General features: G+C 33.7%; 15 protein-coding genes. 10 read left to right on the top strand and 5 right to left on the bottom strand.

Annotated elements, in window-relative coordinates; genetic code table 11:
- The first annotated feature begins 2 nt into the window (after positions 1–2).
- The 5 genes from secG (at position 3) to B0M43_RS09390 (ending at position 4,367) form a co-directional block, all read left to right on the top strand.
- Positions 3–344: a preprotein translocase subunit SecG gene (gene secG, locus B0M43_RS09410; protein ID WP_065452204.1), complete on the top strand. Its 342-nt coding sequence runs from the start codon at positions 3–5 to the stop codon at positions 342–344.
- A 140-nt stretch (positions 345–484) separates the two neighbouring features.
- Complete coding sequence (groES, locus tag B0M43_RS09405) at positions 485–760, top strand: co-chaperone GroES (protein WP_007806577.1); 276 nt, start codon at positions 485–487, stop codon at positions 758–760.
- An 88-nt stretch (positions 761–848) separates the two neighbouring features.
- Complete coding sequence (locus B0M43_RS09400) at positions 849–1,205, top strand: four helix bundle protein (protein ID WP_139541537.1); 357 nt, start codon at positions 849–851, stop codon at positions 1,203–1,205.
- 42 nt (positions 1,206–1,247) lie between these two features.
- Positions 1,248–2,876 (top strand): chaperonin GroEL, encoded by a 1,629-nt coding sequence (gene groL, locus B0M43_RS09395; RefSeq protein WP_065452203.1) that lies wholly within the window; start codon positions 1,248–1,250, stop codon positions 2,874–2,876.
- A gap of 288 nt (positions 2,877–3,164) precedes the next feature.
- Positions 3,165–4,367 carry an ectonucleotide pyrophosphatase/phosphodiesterase gene (locus B0M43_RS09390; RefSeq protein ID WP_078008567.1) on the top strand — a complete coding sequence of 401 codons (1,203 nt, stop codon included), beginning with the start codon at positions 3,165–3,167 and terminating at the stop codon, positions 4,365–4,367.
- A gap of 220 nt (positions 4,368–4,587) precedes the next feature.
- Here the strand turns inward: B0M43_RS09390 and B0M43_RS09385 are convergent, their stop codons facing one another.
- The 5 genes from B0M43_RS09385 to B0M43_RS09365 form a co-directional block, all read right to left on the bottom strand.
- Positions 4,588–5,427, bottom strand: a complete 840-nt coding sequence (locus B0M43_RS09385; protein ID WP_078008568.1) for an SDR family NAD(P)-dependent oxidoreductase — start codon at positions 5,425–5,427, stop codon at positions 4,588–4,590.
- 91 nt (positions 5,428–5,518) lie between these two features.
- Positions 5,519–6,427, bottom strand: coding sequence for an AraC family transcriptional regulator (locus B0M43_RS09380; RefSeq protein ID WP_078008569.1), 909 nt, complete (start codon positions 6,425–6,427; stop codon positions 5,519–5,521).
- 221 nt (positions 6,428–6,648) lie between these two features.
- Positions 6,649–8,181, bottom strand: coding sequence for a SulP family inorganic anion transporter (locus B0M43_RS09375; RefSeq protein ID WP_078008570.1), 1,533 nt, complete (start codon positions 8,179–8,181; stop codon positions 6,649–6,651).
- A gap of 284 nt (positions 8,182–8,465) precedes the next feature.
- Positions 8,466–8,678, bottom strand: coding sequence for a hypothetical protein (locus B0M43_RS09370; protein WP_065452198.1), 213 nt, complete (start codon positions 8,676–8,678; stop codon positions 8,466–8,468).
- A gap of 57 nt (positions 8,679–8,735) precedes the next feature.
- The gene (locus tag B0M43_RS09365) at positions 8,736–9,716 is read right to left on the bottom strand and encodes a DUF6268 family outer membrane beta-barrel protein (RefSeq protein WP_065452197.1); all 981 of its coding nucleotides are present in this window, start codon (positions 9,714–9,716) and stop codon (positions 8,736–8,738) included.
- Between the two features lie 183 nt (positions 9,717–9,899).
- On the opposite strand from B0M43_RS09365, the gene B0M43_RS09360 reads away from it, so the two are divergent.
- From B0M43_RS09360 to B0M43_RS09340, 5 genes are all read left to right on the top strand, one after another.
- Positions 9,900–10,901 (top strand): sensor histidine kinase, encoded by a 1,002-nt coding sequence (locus B0M43_RS09360; RefSeq protein WP_078008571.1) that lies wholly within the window; start codon positions 9,900–9,902, stop codon positions 10,899–10,901.
- Positions 10,871–11,584: a LytTR family DNA-binding domain-containing protein gene (locus B0M43_RS09355; protein WP_078008572.1), complete on the top strand. Its 714-nt coding sequence runs from the start codon at positions 10,871–10,873 to the stop codon at positions 11,582–11,584. The genes B0M43_RS09360 and B0M43_RS09355 overlap by 31 nt, the downstream gene beginning before the upstream one ends.
- Before the next feature lie 212 nt (positions 11,585–11,796).
- Positions 11,797–12,963, top strand: a complete 1,167-nt coding sequence (locus B0M43_RS09350; protein ID WP_078008573.1) for a DUF4062 domain-containing protein — start codon at positions 11,797–11,799, stop codon at positions 12,961–12,963.
- Positions 12,964–13,245: 282 nt separating this feature from the next.
- On the top strand, positions 13,246–13,602 hold the full coding sequence (locus B0M43_RS09345; RefSeq protein ID WP_078008574.1) for a hypothetical protein: 357 nt from the start codon (positions 13,246–13,248) through the stop codon (positions 13,600–13,602).
- Between the two features lie 310 nt (positions 13,603–13,912).
- The gene (locus tag B0M43_RS09340) at positions 13,913–14,287 is read left to right on the top strand and encodes a hypothetical protein (protein ID WP_243397518.1); all 375 of its coding nucleotides are present in this window, start codon (positions 13,913–13,915) and stop codon (positions 14,285–14,287) included.
- The last annotated feature ends 91 nt before the right edge of the window (positions 14,288–14,378 follow it).

The following is a 14,378-nucleotide window of genomic DNA, read 5'->3' as shown; positions in this document are numbered from 1 at the left end:
CAATGAGCACATTTTCAATTTTTTTAGTTTTAATCACAATAGTTTGTTTTCTATTGATCGTAGTAATCATGGTTCAAAACCCTAAAGGAGGCGGATTGTCGTCTACAATTAGTGGAACTCAAATGTTAGGTGGAGTACAAAAAACAACTGACTTTTTAGATAAAAGTACCTGGACATTAGCTACTATTTTGATTGCTTTAATCTTGCTTTCAAGTTTAAGTTTTACAGGATCATTAAGTGATACTGACTCTAAAATTATTGACAAATCTGAAGTTCCTGCTGCTAGCACACCTGCTGCTCCAGCTCAACAAACACCTGCTCCGGCAACTCCTGCAGCAAAATAATAATTTTGAAATAAATATAAAATGCCAGCCTGTCAAAGCTGGCATTTTTTTTAGGAAATAATGTCAGTTTTAAGAGCATGGCACAATTTCTGAAAGTTATTTTAGCATTAAAAAAATATAAACTATTAATAATATAAATCATGACTTTAAACATTAAACCGCTTTCAGACCGCGTACTTATTGAGCCTGTTGCAGCTGAGACTAAAACTGCGTCAGGGATTTTTATTCCGGATACTGCCAAAGAGAAACCACAAAAAGGAACTGTAGTTGCAGTAGGAAATGGATCTAAAGATCACACTATGACCGTTAAAGTTGGTGATACTGTTCTTTATGGTAAATATGCAGGAACAGAATTAAAACTTGAAGGAACTGATTATTTGATTATGCGCGAAGATGATATCTTAGCTATAATCTAAAGATTGCTGTAAGCTATACGCTTTAAGCTTAAAGCTTACTGCCTAAAGCTTAAAGCTTACTGCCTAAAGCTTAAAGCCAACAAAAAAAATGAGAGATTTTAAAAAATACGATATTTGGCAGCTAAGTCACTCTTTCACTTTAGAAATCTACAAAATGACTTCTTTATTTCCTAAAGAAGAATTATACGGATTAACTAGTCAGATTAGACGAGCATCTTCATCAATCCCTACTAATATCAGCGAGGGTTGTGGAAGAAATAGCGACAAAGAATTCAATCAATTTCTCAATATAGCTTTAGGTTCTGCCAGCGAGACAGAATATCTTTTGATTTTAGCTAAAGATTTGCAATATCTTAATAATGAAATTGCAGAGAATCATATAGAAAAAATCAATAGCATTAAAAGCAAAATTTACAAATTAAAACAAAAATTAATTCAGCAGTAGAAAGCATAAAGCTTAAAGCCTACTGCCTAAAGCAAATAAAAAATGGCAAAAGATATAAAATTTGATATTGAAGCACGTGACGGATTAAAACGTGGTGTTGATGCATTAGCAAATGCTGTAAAAGTAACTCTTGGACCAAAAGGTCGTAATGTAATTATTGGGAAATCATTTGGTGGACCAACTGTTACTAAAGATGGTGTTTCTGTTGCAAAAGAAATCGAATTAAAAGACCCATTAGAAAACATGGGCGCTCAAATGGTTAAAGAAGTTGCTTCTAAAACCAATGATTTAGCGGGTGACGGAACTACAACTGCTACAGTTTTAGCTCAGGCAATCGTTAAAGAAGGTTTGAAAAACGTTGCTGCAGGTGCAAATCCAATGGATTTGAAACGTGGTATTGACAAAGCGGTTGAAGCTATCGTTGCTGACCTTGCAAAACAAGCTAAAGTAGTTGGAAGCGATTCTGATAAAATCAAACAAATTGCTTCGATCTCTGCAAATAATGACGAAGTTATTGGTGAATTAATTGCTACAGCTTTCGCTAAAGTAGGAAAAGAAGGTGTTATCACTGTTGAAGAAGCTAAAGGAACGGACACTTTCGTGGATGTTGTTGAAGGTATGCAGTTTGACAGAGGATATCTTTCTCCATATTTCGTAACAAATCCTGAGAAAATGGAAGTTGAATTAGACTCTCCATATATCTTATTATACGACAAAAAAGTATCTTCTTTAAAAGAATTACTTCCAGTTTTAGAGCCAGTTGCACAATCAGGAAAACCATTATTGATTATTGCTGAAGATGTTGACGGAGAAGCTCTTTCTACTCTTGTAGTAAACAAATTAAGAGGTGCTCTTAAAATTGCTGCTGTAAAAGCTCCTGGTTTTGGAGACAGAAGAAAAGCAATGTTAGAAGATATTGCAATCTTAACTGGTGGAACTGTAATTTCTGAAGAAAGAGGATACACTCTAGAAAACACCACTATCGAAATGTTAGGAACTGCAAAAAGAGTTTCTATCGATAAAGACAACACTACTATTGTAAGTGGTGCTGGTGAAGCTGATATCATCAAAAACAGAGTAAACCAAATTAAAGGTCAGATGGAAACTACAACATCTGATTATGATAAAGAAAAATTGCAAGAACGTTTGGCTAAATTAGCTGGTGGTGTTGCTGTTCTTTATGTTGGTGCTGCTTCTGAAGTGGAGATGAAAGAGAAAAAAGACAGAGTTGATGATGCGCTACACGCGACTCGTGCTGCTGTTGAAGAAGGAATTGTTGCTGGTGGTGGTGTTGCTTTATTAAGAGCAAAAGCTGCATTAGCTGGAATCACTGCTGATAACGCTGACGAAGCAACTGGAATTCAGATTGTATCTCGTGCTGTTGAATCTCCATTAAGAACTATTGTTGAAAATGCAGGTCTTGAAGGTTCTGTAGTTGTTGCTAAAGTTTCTGAAGGTTCAGGTGATTTTGGATACAACGCAAAAACTGACGAATATGTAGATATGCTTACAGCTGGAATTATCGATCCTAAAAAAGTAACTCGTGTAGCATTAGAAAATGCTGCATCTGTTGCCGGAATGATCCTTACTACAGAATGTGCATTAATTGATATTAAAGAAGAAAACGGCGGCGGAATGCCAATGGGTGGCGGTATGCCAGGAATGATGTAATCATTCTCACTTCTTAAAATTTAAAACGCCGGATATAAATCTGGCGTTTTTTTTTGCCACAGATTAAAGGATTAAAAAGATTTTTTTGCCGCAAATTTCACAAATTAGCACAAATTTTTAAGCAGAGTACCTAGGGAAATAATTTGTGAAATTTGCGGTAACCTTTTTTTGCACAAAGTATTCGTGAAAATTCGTGAAATTCGTGGCAAACTTTCACTTAGTTTAACATTCTGTTTTTCTTTAAAAAACAGGTTATTAGTATCTTTGCGGTTCTATTAAAATTGCATAATGAGAAAATTCACCACTCGCCTATTACTTTTTACATGCTTACTTCTTACCACTTTTTCTTATTCTCAAACCAACAAAGACACTTATGTAGTTTTAGTTTCTATGGATGGGTTTCGTTGGGATTATCAAAAACAATTTAATCTTCAGAATTTGAAGCAAATTGCTAAAGCAGGTGTTCACGCCAAATCGATGCAACCTTCTTATCCCACAAAAACTTTCCCCAACCATTATTCTATAATAACCGGACTTTATCCTGATCATCACGGGATCATCAATAATGTTTTTTATGATGCTCAACTAAACGAATCTTTTTCATTATCAAGCAAGGCAAAAAATGATTCGCGTTTTTATGGCGGAAATCCTATTTGGAATGTTGCCGAACAACAAGGTGTAAAAACAGCTTCTTTCTTCTGGCCAGGATCTGACATTGACAAAAGAAATCCTGGTATATATAAAAATTATGACAATAAAATCCCTTATGGAGCCCGAATTGATACGGTTTTAAAGTGGTTACAGCTTCCTGAAAAACAACGCCCGCATTTGGTTACTTTGTATTTTGATGAACCTGATCATACCGGACATAATTTTGGTCCGCTTTCGCCGGAAAACAAAAAAATGGTGATCAAAATGGATTCTATAATGGGAGCATTATCCCGAAAATTAGATCAGTTAACCATTGGAAAACAAATCAATTTGATTATTGTTTCAGATCACGGAATGGCCGATATTAATAATGACAAAAAAGTAGCTGTTTTGGATTATCTAAAACCCGAATGGCTGGGTTACAAAGATGTAATTAATCCTATTATGAGTCTTCAGGCAAAACCAGGTTATCAGGATTCGATTGCAAAAGCGCTGAAGAAAGTACCACATATTAAATTCTGGAAATCGGTCGACGTTCCCAAAAGACTGCATTACGGAACCAATCCAAGAGTTCATGATTTTGTTGTTGAAGCAGCTAAAGGATACAGCTTAGTAGGCAAAGAAAGTACACATATAAAAGGCGGAACGCACGGTTATGACAATAACGAAAAAGATATGCACGCCATTTTTTATGCAAAAGGTCCGGCTTTTAAAGCAAATAAAGAAGTATCTACTTTTCAGAATGTTTCAGTTTATCCTTTAATTGCTCATATTTTAGATTTAAAGATTGAAGAAGTTGACGGGAAATTTAGCGAAGTAAAAAACATGCTTGTTGATTAAATTAGTTAATGTGTCAATTAGAAGATTTAGATAATAAGCACATCGCGATTTTAAATGACAAACCCGACACGTTTTAAAAACCTGTCGGGTTTGTTGCAACGGAATAAATTGTGGTTACGTTGCGTGAGACGCACTGCTGTGTGCCTCTAAGATAAATTGGAATGGAAATTATTTATCCAATTGGTACATTTCCGAATTATCTAATTGACAAATTATCTAATTAAAAACCTGTCGAAACAGAAACGGCTTTCCATTGCTGCAATTCTTTTTGAACCTCTGCAATTTTTACATTTGCCATATTATAAGCATCTTCTCCCACAAATAAATGCAACGCAGGATTTTCTTCTTCGCTCATTTTGATTAAAGCGGTTGCAAATTTTGCAGGATCTCCCGGCTGATTTTCGTTGATACTATCTTTATGTGCTACTTCAGACTCTCTAACTGCTTTATAATCTGCAATAGGACTCTGAGGCAATAATAAAGAACTATCTTTCAAGAAATCGGTTCTAAAATAACCCGGATAAACCAACGTTACGTTTACTCCAAATTCTTTTACTTCTGCAGCCAGAGATTCCGTTAAACCGGCAACAGCAAACTTTGTGGAACAGTAAATTCCCCAACCCGGAAAACCTCCGTTATAACCACCAATAGAAGCAATATTAAAAATATGTCCTGATTTATTGGCACGCATGTATGGCATTGTATTTCTTATTACGTTTAATAAGCCGAAAACATTTACTTCGTAGTTTTTTCTGGATTCTGCATCGGTAAGTTCCTCTAATGATCCCAATAAACCGTACCCTGCATTGTTTACTAAAACATCAATAGTTTTAAAATGACTTACGGTTACTTCAATCGCATTTTTAACGCTTTGTTCATTCGTTAAATCCATTTCAAGAGGAAGAAAATACTCAGATGGATTTCCTAATTCTTTAATTAACGCGCTTTCAGTTCTTGATGTCGCGGCTACCCTTTTGCCTTCTGATAATAATTTTTTAGCCAATTCTAATCCAAGTCCTTTTGAAGCACCTGTGATAAACCAAACTTTGTTATTTTCCATGATTTTAAATTTTTACATTAATATTATGGTACAAAGGTATCAGCGAAGTGCTTGCCAAAAATTAAAGCAATCAAATGAGAAGTTACAAAAATCAAACAATTTGGGTTACGCGATAGGTTTTAGGTGAAACCTGAACATTTTTCTTGAAGAAATTGATAAAATGAGACAATTCATCAAAACCTAAACACCAGGCAATTTCATTAATATTCCAATTGGTTTGTTTGAGCAGAATCATCGCTTCCTGTACAATCCTTTCGGATACAATCTGCGAAGTGGTTTTTCCTGTGGTTTCTTTTAATGCTTTATTAAGATGATTGACATGCACATTTAATTGATTCGCAAATTCTGAAGGTGACCGGAAATTAATTTGCTGTGATATGGATTCAATTGGAAATTGTCTTTCCAATAATTCCAAAAACAAAGACGAAACCCTAATCGTTGCATTCGACTTACTGTATAATGAAGTAGTTACAGTTTGTGTTTTTAAAGCCTGATGAATAATTTCAAAAACAAGATTGCGGAGAACATCATATTTAAAAGTATAATCAGAATTGATTTCGTCAAACATTTTTAAATAAACCTTTTTCAAAGATTCTGCCAATTCCATTGAAATAGGAACGATCGGATTTCCGCCGGGCTGAAATAAAGGATATTCTTTTAAATTGCCAAACTGATTAAAAAAAGCTTCTGTAAAAATGCAAAAAAAACCAGTTTGATTTTCATCAACCTGTTCCCAATTATACGGAATTTGTGGGTTTGCAAAAAACAATGCCTGATCTTCTATTACAGAAATTTTATCTGCATAGTGCACTTTATTTTTTCCGATGATTAAACTTATTTTATAAAAGTCTTTTCGGGTATAAGGAAATGGTTTACAAGTATTACCAACAAAATCATCTAATTTAAAAACATTAAAATGTCCGATTTCTTTTCTAAGATTCTCAGGCATTCCGTTTACTTTGATGGTGTAAAAATCTTCTAAGGTTTCTGTTAGCTTCATTTGACAAAGTTACAAAAATCAAACAAATACAATTAGATAATTTGTTAATCTTAAAATCAAACTCAAAGCATATCGGTAGAGACGCAGAGCGTCTTATGCGCAACAATCTGTACGCAACAAAACCTACAGGTTTTAACACTTACTAAACGCATCTCACATTAGACGCACTGCTATGCGCCTCAACGATAAAATTGGGTCGTAAATTAATTCGCAATTAACCATTATCTCGAAACCACTTTATAAGTAGGATCTTCAATAACATTCACTTTAATAACCGCTTCGGCGTTTTTAAGCAATTTGATGCAATCTGGGCTTAAATGTTGGAGTTCTATTACTTTATTTAGCTGATTGTATTTTTTTGTCAAATTATTCAAAGCTTCAATTGCCGACATATCAGCGACGCGACTTTCTTTGAAGTCTATAATCACGTGATCCGGATCATTTGCAACATCAAACTTTTCGAAAAAAGCGGCTATCGAACCAAAAAATAATGGTCCGTAAATTTCATAATGCTTCACTCCTGCATCATCAATAAAACTTCTTGCACGGATTCTTTTGGCACTTTCCCAGGCAAAAACCAGCGCTGAAATAATGACACCAATTAAAACCGCCAAAGCAAGATTGTGCAATACAATGGTAATTATGGCTACCAAAATTCCGACAAAAATATCATGTTTAGGCATTTTATTGATGACTTTAAAACTTGCCCATTCAAAAGTCGTAATCGCCACCATCATCATTACTCCTACCAAAGCCGCCATAGGTAATTTGCCAATAACAGGCGCACCAAAAAGGATAATTAATAAAATTGTAAGAGCTGCAATAATTCCCGACAGTCGGGCTCTTGAACCTGCCGAAAGATTGACTAAAGTCTGAGCAATCATTGGACAGCCTCCCATCCCGAAAAAGAAACCGTTTAAAATATTCGAACTTCCCTGCGCAATGCATTCGCGATTGCTGTTTCCTCGCGTTCCGGTAATTTCATCGACAAGATTTAATGTCAGCAGACCTTCGGTTAAACCTACGGCGGCAACAATAACAGAATAGGGAAATATGACTTTGAAAGTTTCAAAAGAAACAGGAATATTAGGAATATGAAAAGGTGGAAATCCGCCCTGAACAGAGGCAATATCTTCGACCGTTTTGGTTTCGATATTAAAAATTAGTACGATGGCAAAAACCACCATTATTGCTACCAACGAAGCCGGAACTGCTTTGGTAAGTTTCGGAAAAAGTAAAACGATTCCAATTGTCAGCGCGACCAAACCCAGCATAATATACAAAGGAGTTCCCTGCAGCCAGGAAACTTGTCCGTTTACAACCGTTTTAAATTGCTCCAGCTGCGACATAAAAATAACAACTGCCAATCCGTTTACAAAACCGAACATAACGGGCTGAGGCACTAACCTAATAAATTTTCCGAGTTTAAAAAGTCCTATGCATATCTGGACTATACCGCCAAGCGCAACGGCTGCAAAAACATATTCTATACCATGCGATTTCATCAAAGCAATCAAAACAATAACAGTTGCTCCTGCCCCGCCAGAAATCATTCCGGGTCTTCCGCCAAAAATAGCAGTAACCAAACCGGCAATAAAAGCAGCATATAAACCTACCAAAGGAGGAAAACCGGCAAGAATAGCAAATGACAACGATTCAGGAATCATGGTCATCGCAACTGTCAGACCGGCTAAAATTTCGTTTTTGTAATTTACTTTTTGAGTAAAGTCAAAGAGATGGAGCGCTTTTTTCATAGGCCACAAATGTAGAAAATAATGCCCAAAAGAACATTACACCTTTTCAAATCTGAAAAAGCATCACGAAAAATAATACCGAATTAAAACAATTAACTAAACTGTTTTAAAAGTAAAAGTAAAAGCGAAAGAATAAAACTTGTCATATCTTAATTTTCAAAAGAAATTATCGTACAAAACTATTTATAAAATGATATATAAAGCTGCGTATTTATACCTGTTTTTAATTCATTAAAACAATAAATAAATATACTATTACAACCTCATCCATTCAACCTAAAAAACTATTCTAATTTTACACACGTATATCCCAGACAATTTACATAGTCTATGATATTATTGGGTTCCAGATCTACACCTTCAACGCGTAATATTTTATCACAATCTTCGAGATCAAAATTAATTTTATAATCAGGAAACTGTGTCAGGATTACAGCAATAATGTAATTGGTATCTGCTTCTTTTTGAACATTTGTTTTAAAAACTTCAACAACCATAATTATCTATTTTAATACGATAAAAAATAATAAATGAACTTATAGAACCAATTTTAATTAAAAAGGATTGTAAGAGATTCCAAATCTAAAATACCCCTGAGCATCTTCTTTATGATCATAAATATACTTAGACGTTCGTTCACCCCTTTCTGTTACACGAGTACTTAAAATATTATTGACACCGCCTTTTAAAAAACCAATTATTTGCGGTGTAATACGGTATTCATAGGTAATACCTGATTTTAATTCCAGTTGATTTAACTCGTAAATTCCTTTTAAATTTGAAGCATTTAAATTTAAATAAAAACTTTCAGAATTTAGTTCTGTTCCTAAAGAAATTCTTCCATTCTCTAATAATTGTCTTCTAAACAATAAACGCTGCGGAAGAATGAAATCCAAATCCCATTTTGAATCCTTAAATTTATGGTTAAGAGTAAAAAGTGGTGTGATGGGAATAATTGCTGAAGGATCCAGCATCGCCAATGCTCCAATAGTAATCGTAGTATTGGCAGTTCGTTTAATTACGATATTTGCGGTTACAAATCCTTTAACACGCTGTACATTATCTTCGTTTCCGTCGACAGTTGCGGTAGCATTGTAAATAACGGGTTTATTAAAAATTTTAGCCATATAAGTTGCACTCAAAGCTCCTGCAAAATAATGAAATTCTTCTTTTTCTTTTGTATAAGTCGACGCTGTGGCATAATTGTAAACATCGCCAAAATCATAGGTTTCATATTTATACCGTAAAGAACCCGTTAGAACAAAACGTTTAGATGGCGTGGCAAAAAACGGCACATTGATCGCTACTTTTAAACGGTTATGATCGTCGATTCTTCCTTTTTCAAATCGATCTCCAAAAAGTCTTGAATCAAAATTTGTTGGTCCCAATTGTTCGTATTGTACGTCTAAAATTCGCGTAGTAGGAAATTTATCTGTTACCGCTTTTACGACTGTTTGCATAGGAGCTTCTTTTTCCTGAGCCATAGTTCGTATCGACGCACAAATGAATAAAACACAAATGATTTTTGTTTTCATAAATTGAGATGAATTAAAATTTGTTTATTGAAAAAGGATCGAAACCCAGGGCAAAAGTAATGGGCAAACTCCTATTACAATAGCACAATTATACCAATGGCGTATCATTTATACGAATGGCGTTTGTATAATTTATGAGCTCTAAAATATTACAACATATAATATTAACCTATTTTTGCTGTTATGAAGATTCTTAAAATTTATCAGAACTTTTTTCTCCGTAACATCATCGTAAACGCCTTTATCATTTTGGTTATTTTTGCTTGCGTTTATGACGAAATACGATTAGATGGTCACGATTGGTCTTTTATGATTAGTAAAATAGCAGTTGGATATTTGCCTTGTATTGTATGGGTAACGATCTTTAACATTTATATCATTCGGCCTTTTTTATTTAAAAAAAAGCTTAAAACATTTTTTACACTCTTTGTAATTTACTGGACTTCTTTTTACTTTTTTATGAATTGGTTTTTTCCGTTGGTTGGCTTGGGAAATTTCAAGACACTCCAAATATTATCGCTGATTATAAACGGAATGTTTTTTTACTTTATTCATGTTGTTATCACTAAAAAAATTACGGATGCAGATAAGGATATTATGAATTTCAAGTCTGAACTTTCGTTTTTGAAGCAGCAATTGAATCCGCATTTTTTATTGAATGCCATGAATAATTTATACGGAGAATCGTTATCTGACCCTGATAAATTGCCGGACAGGATATTGAACCTCTCAGACATGCTTCGCTACCAGATTGAAGCCACTAAAAAAGATTATGTTTTTCTGGAGGAAGAAATTGCCTTTATAAAAAAATATATCGAATATTATACTTTTCAGAACGAACGCCTTGTGGTGACTCAGCATTTTGAGGGCGATTACGACAGTATCGATATTCCGCCTTTGTTCTTTTTGCCGTTGGTTGAAAATGCCGTTAAATTCTCTGCCGAAACGCCAAAACCTTTTATAAATATTGATTTGAAGGTAAAATGCAACCAATTGTCCTTTACTTTAAAGAACAATTATCTGGAATCGGGTTCAAGGCTTTCAAGCACGGGAATTGGAATCGAAAACCTAAAAAGACGTCTAGAAGTTTACGGCTTACGACATGAACTAAACTGCAAAAAAGAAAAGAATATCTTTATCGTAAAACTAAAAATATGGCACTTACCTACCGCTGTCTTATCATAGACGATGAATCGCCGGCACATAAGGCGCTTGCATCGCACATCTCAAAATTTGACGATCTGGAACATTCCGGAAGTGCTTTTAGCGGTATGGAAGCGGTAAAAATGCTCAATGAGAATACGTATGATATTATTTTTCTGGATATTAATATGCCCGTAATTTCAGGTGTAGAATTAATGGAGCTACAACCCAAAAGACCGCTTACGATTGTAACCACAGCCTATTCTGATTTTGCCCTTTCGGCATACCAAAACGATGCAATAGATTATTTACTAAAACCTATTTCGTTCGATAAATTTTCTAAAGCGATTGAAAAAGCCAAAATTTATTTTACTGGTGCTATTTCAAAAAAAGAAAACAACACTGATAACAAAGTCCTTTCGCACCGCGTAAACGGACAAATGACAGAAACCCTCCTGAGCGATATTATTTATATCGAAAGCCTGGGCAACTACATGAAACTCTACAGCACCAAACTAAAATCACCCATTATTATTTACGGTTCACTCGCGAGCATTGCCACAGAAATTGACAGTACTAATTTTGTTCAGGTACATCGCTCTTTTATTGTAAATATCACCAAAATTGCGGCTGTAACTTTTAAAACGCTTACGATGTTTAATGGCGAAATTATTCCTGTTGGAAGGAAATATCAGATTTTATTGGATAATCGGGAAATTAGATAATTTGAAAAGCTCAACTTTTATGTTTGGGCTTTTTTTGTTTTTAGGTTTTAAAAACAGGTATAAATACTTGGTTGTTAGGATTTATTTTTGTGGTATAATTGTCTGGAAATAAATTTATTGAATTATGGATTTCCGTAAAATAAAAATCATAAAAACAGAGATTTTTGTCAAACAAACAAAATAATAATTTCTAATCTAAATCTATCCTAAACATGCCAGCCACAATTAATAAATATCGTGTATTTATCGCTTCACCTTCTGATCTAACAGAAGAAAGGGAAGCAATTTCGGGAGTAATTTCAGAATTAAATTCTACTTATGGAAATCCAAATAATATTATCATTGAATTACTTAAGTGGGAAACTAATACTGCACCAGGAATAAGTACTGAAAGCGTTCAAGATTTAATAAATACTGATATCCCAGAATATGATTTATTTATCGGATTGTTATGGATGAAATTTGGCACTCCAACAAGATTATTTGGCTCTGGAACTGAAGAAGAATTTGAACTTGCATATGCAAAATTTATTAAAAACCCGAACTCCATACAAATTTTGTTCTATTTTAAAAATGCACTTCCGGCATCATTAAACGACATTAATCCTGAACAATTTTCAAAAGTAAAAAACTTCAAATCTTCCTTAGGTGAGAAAAATATATTATATTGGGATTTCGATCAAAATGAGGATTTATGTAGATTTTTAAGAGCTCACATTCCAGCTAGAATAGAAAGTTTAAAGCACATTTCAACTTTACCGATAGCAGATATTGAAAACAGCGAAAATAATACAGATGTATTTATTGAAAACACCATTGAAGAAGAATACGGTATTCTTGACTACCAAGAATTGATCGAAGATTCTTTCTCAACCTCTACACACTCTTTACACGCAATAAGCGACGCAACGAATTGGATTGGAAAAGAAATAAATAAAAAAACAAGTGAAATCAACAAGTTAGTTGAAAAAAATCACAATCAACCTGTCAGTTTTAAAGCTCAACGTAGTATATATAACCGAACAGCCCAAGCTATGAATGATTACGCTAATAGAATCCAACCAGAAATCCCAATCTATTTTACCCATTTCGAAAAAGGTATTGATGCATTTTCTAAACTTATAACAATATATAAATCCGATTTTGAAAATAAAAATGAGGAAATTAATGAAGCTAAAATTTCATTAAAAAGTTTAATAGACACTACTCCAGGAACAATTAAAAATATGACAGAGTTTCTTATGTCAATTGAAGCACTTCCAAGAATGTCAAAAGAATTAAATAATGCTAGGAAAAATGCCTCTGACAAACTTAAAGACTTATTAAACAGAATGGAAATCGCTTATACAATTGCTACTGAAGTTTATAAAAACATTTAAAGAAATACACCAAATAACCTACAAATCAATAGTAAACATTTACAGTTATTGACCACAACAATAACATAAAAAAAGCTGCAAACTTAAAATTGCAGCTTTTTTTCATTTCAAACTTTAAACACAGACATATATCCCCCTATTCTCAAAGTTAGCTTTCATTTTTTATGGTATAAATCTTGATATCGCTTAAAAGATCCTATATCAAAGCTATAAATAAAAAATTGCAATTCTTAGATCGCAATTATCATAGCTCAACTACTAATATCTAACCACAACTAAAACATGAAAAAACTACTACTAACTCTTACGATATTATTAAGTTTAACAAGTTTTGCACAAACCATCAACGGAATTCCTATTCAGGATCTGGATGTAGAATACCTTCAGATTATTGGCACTTCAAAATATATGTCTTCTAAAGTTAAGGTTTCGATCGACATTGGACAAAGAACAAAACTGATGTCGAGCAATAATGATACAGCGCGTTTGAAAGATAAAAACGGAGAAGTCTTAGTCTTTAATTCAATTATCGATGCTTTAAACTTTATGGCGGCGTATGGCTACGAATTTATACATTCGAATATTGTGCCTGAAGGCGGAGAAAATATTTACTATTATTTAATGAAAAAAAAGGCCTAAACCTGTCAACAACGTAATTTTGCATCAGTCTGACAACAATAAAACACAAAAGAAAAAAGCTGTAAAAACACTATTTACAGCTTTTTTTAGCTTTATACATTTTCAATTCTCATTACTCATAAATCTTTTCTTCCAAAAAAGTTACTACTGAACTAATTTTTCTTATATAAATAATTATATTAGCCAAGCCACTAAATCTTAAATTAATTCCAGAAAAATGACCCTTTTTAAGTTCCTATTTCGAAAATTAAATATAGAATGCCCAAGGTGCCTTGGCAAAACATTTGTTGACTGGGAAGATATACATCGCATGAACAAAGCACTAAAATGGACACCTGCCCCGTGCGCGTATTGTTTAGGCACCGGAAAAGTAAATAAAGAAATGCTTTCTAAAGTTGCAGTAGACTGTACTTATCTGACCATTGATTTGCCGGAATCTGAAATGGAAAAAATAAAAGAAGGTGATACAGAAACACTGGAAAAGGGAAGATTGTACGAACTTTTTCTGGACGACCTTATAAAATATGCCGAAAATCATTTTTTAAATCATCAACTGGATGCTGAAAGTATTGCCGATTTGTATTTAAAAACAGAAGAGGAAACTGCTTTATACTCGGTAGAAAGAAAAATCCTAATACAATACTTCGAAAAAATAATTGAATTCAAAAAAACTGAATTTAATTAATACATCAAAAGGATTATCCTGCTGTCATTCAACATCGTTATTACGATTTGGCAATAAAAATCTTATGTCTGCGTATTTTTTGATAAAAGAA

Source organism: Flavobacterium sp. KBS0721, assembly GCF_002007065.3.
GTDB classification, from domain to species: domain Bacteria; phylum Bacteroidota; class Bacteroidia; order Flavobacteriales; family Flavobacteriaceae; genus Flavobacterium; species Flavobacterium piscis.
The sequence above is the reverse complement of the archived record's forward strand: the minus strand, read 5'-3'. Positions and strand labels throughout refer to the sequence as shown.

Excerpts from the sequence above, each read along its gene's own strand:
- secG (WP_065452204.1), top strand. The coding sequence starts at position 3 with ATGAGCACATTTTCAATTTTTTTAGTTTTAATCACAATAGTTTGTTTT.
- groES (WP_007806577.1), top strand. The coding sequence starts at position 485 with ATGACTTTAAACATTAAACCGCTTTCAGACCGCGTACTTATTGAGCCT.
- B0M43_RS09400 (WP_139541537.1), top strand. The coding sequence starts at position 849 with ATGAGAGATTTTAAAAAATACGATATTTGGCAGCTAAGTCACTCTTTC.
- groL (WP_065452203.1), top strand. The coding sequence starts at position 1,248 with ATGGCAAAAGATATAAAATTTGATATTGAAGCACGTGACGGATTAAAA.
- B0M43_RS09390 (WP_078008567.1), top strand. The coding sequence starts at position 3,165 with ATGAGAAAATTCACCACTCGCCTATTACTTTTTACATGCTTACTTCTT.
- B0M43_RS09385 (WP_078008568.1), bottom strand. The coding sequence starts at position 5,427 with ATGGAAAATAACAAAGTTTGGTTTATCACAGGTGCTTCAAAAGGACTT.
- B0M43_RS09380 (WP_078008569.1), bottom strand. The coding sequence starts at position 6,427 with ATGAAGCTAACAGAAACCTTAGAAGATTTTTACACCATCAAAGTAAAC.
- B0M43_RS09375 (WP_078008570.1), bottom strand. The coding sequence starts at position 8,181 with ATGAAAAAAGCGCTCCATCTCTTTGACTTTACTCAAAAAGTAAATTAC.
- B0M43_RS09370 (WP_065452198.1), bottom strand. The coding sequence starts at position 8,678 with ATGGTTGTTGAAGTTTTTAAAACAAATGTTCAAAAAGAAGCAGATACC.
- B0M43_RS09365 (WP_065452197.1), bottom strand. The coding sequence starts at position 9,716 with ATGAAAACAAAAATCATTTGTGTTTTATTCATTTGTGCGTCGATACGA.
- B0M43_RS09360 (WP_078008571.1), top strand. The coding sequence starts at position 9,900 with ATGAAGATTCTTAAAATTTATCAGAACTTTTTTCTCCGTAACATCATC.
- B0M43_RS09355 (WP_078008572.1), top strand. The coding sequence starts at position 10,871 with ATGGCACTTACCTACCGCTGTCTTATCATAGACGATGAATCGCCGGCA.
- B0M43_RS09350 (WP_078008573.1), top strand. The coding sequence starts at position 11,797 with ATGCCAGCCACAATTAATAAATATCGTGTATTTATCGCTTCACCTTCT.
- B0M43_RS09345 (WP_078008574.1), top strand. The coding sequence starts at position 13,246 with ATGAAAAAACTACTACTAACTCTTACGATATTATTAAGTTTAACAAGT.
- B0M43_RS09340 (WP_243397518.1), top strand. The coding sequence starts at position 13,913 with ATGAACAAAGCACTAAAATGGACACCTGCCCCGTGCGCGTATTGTTTA.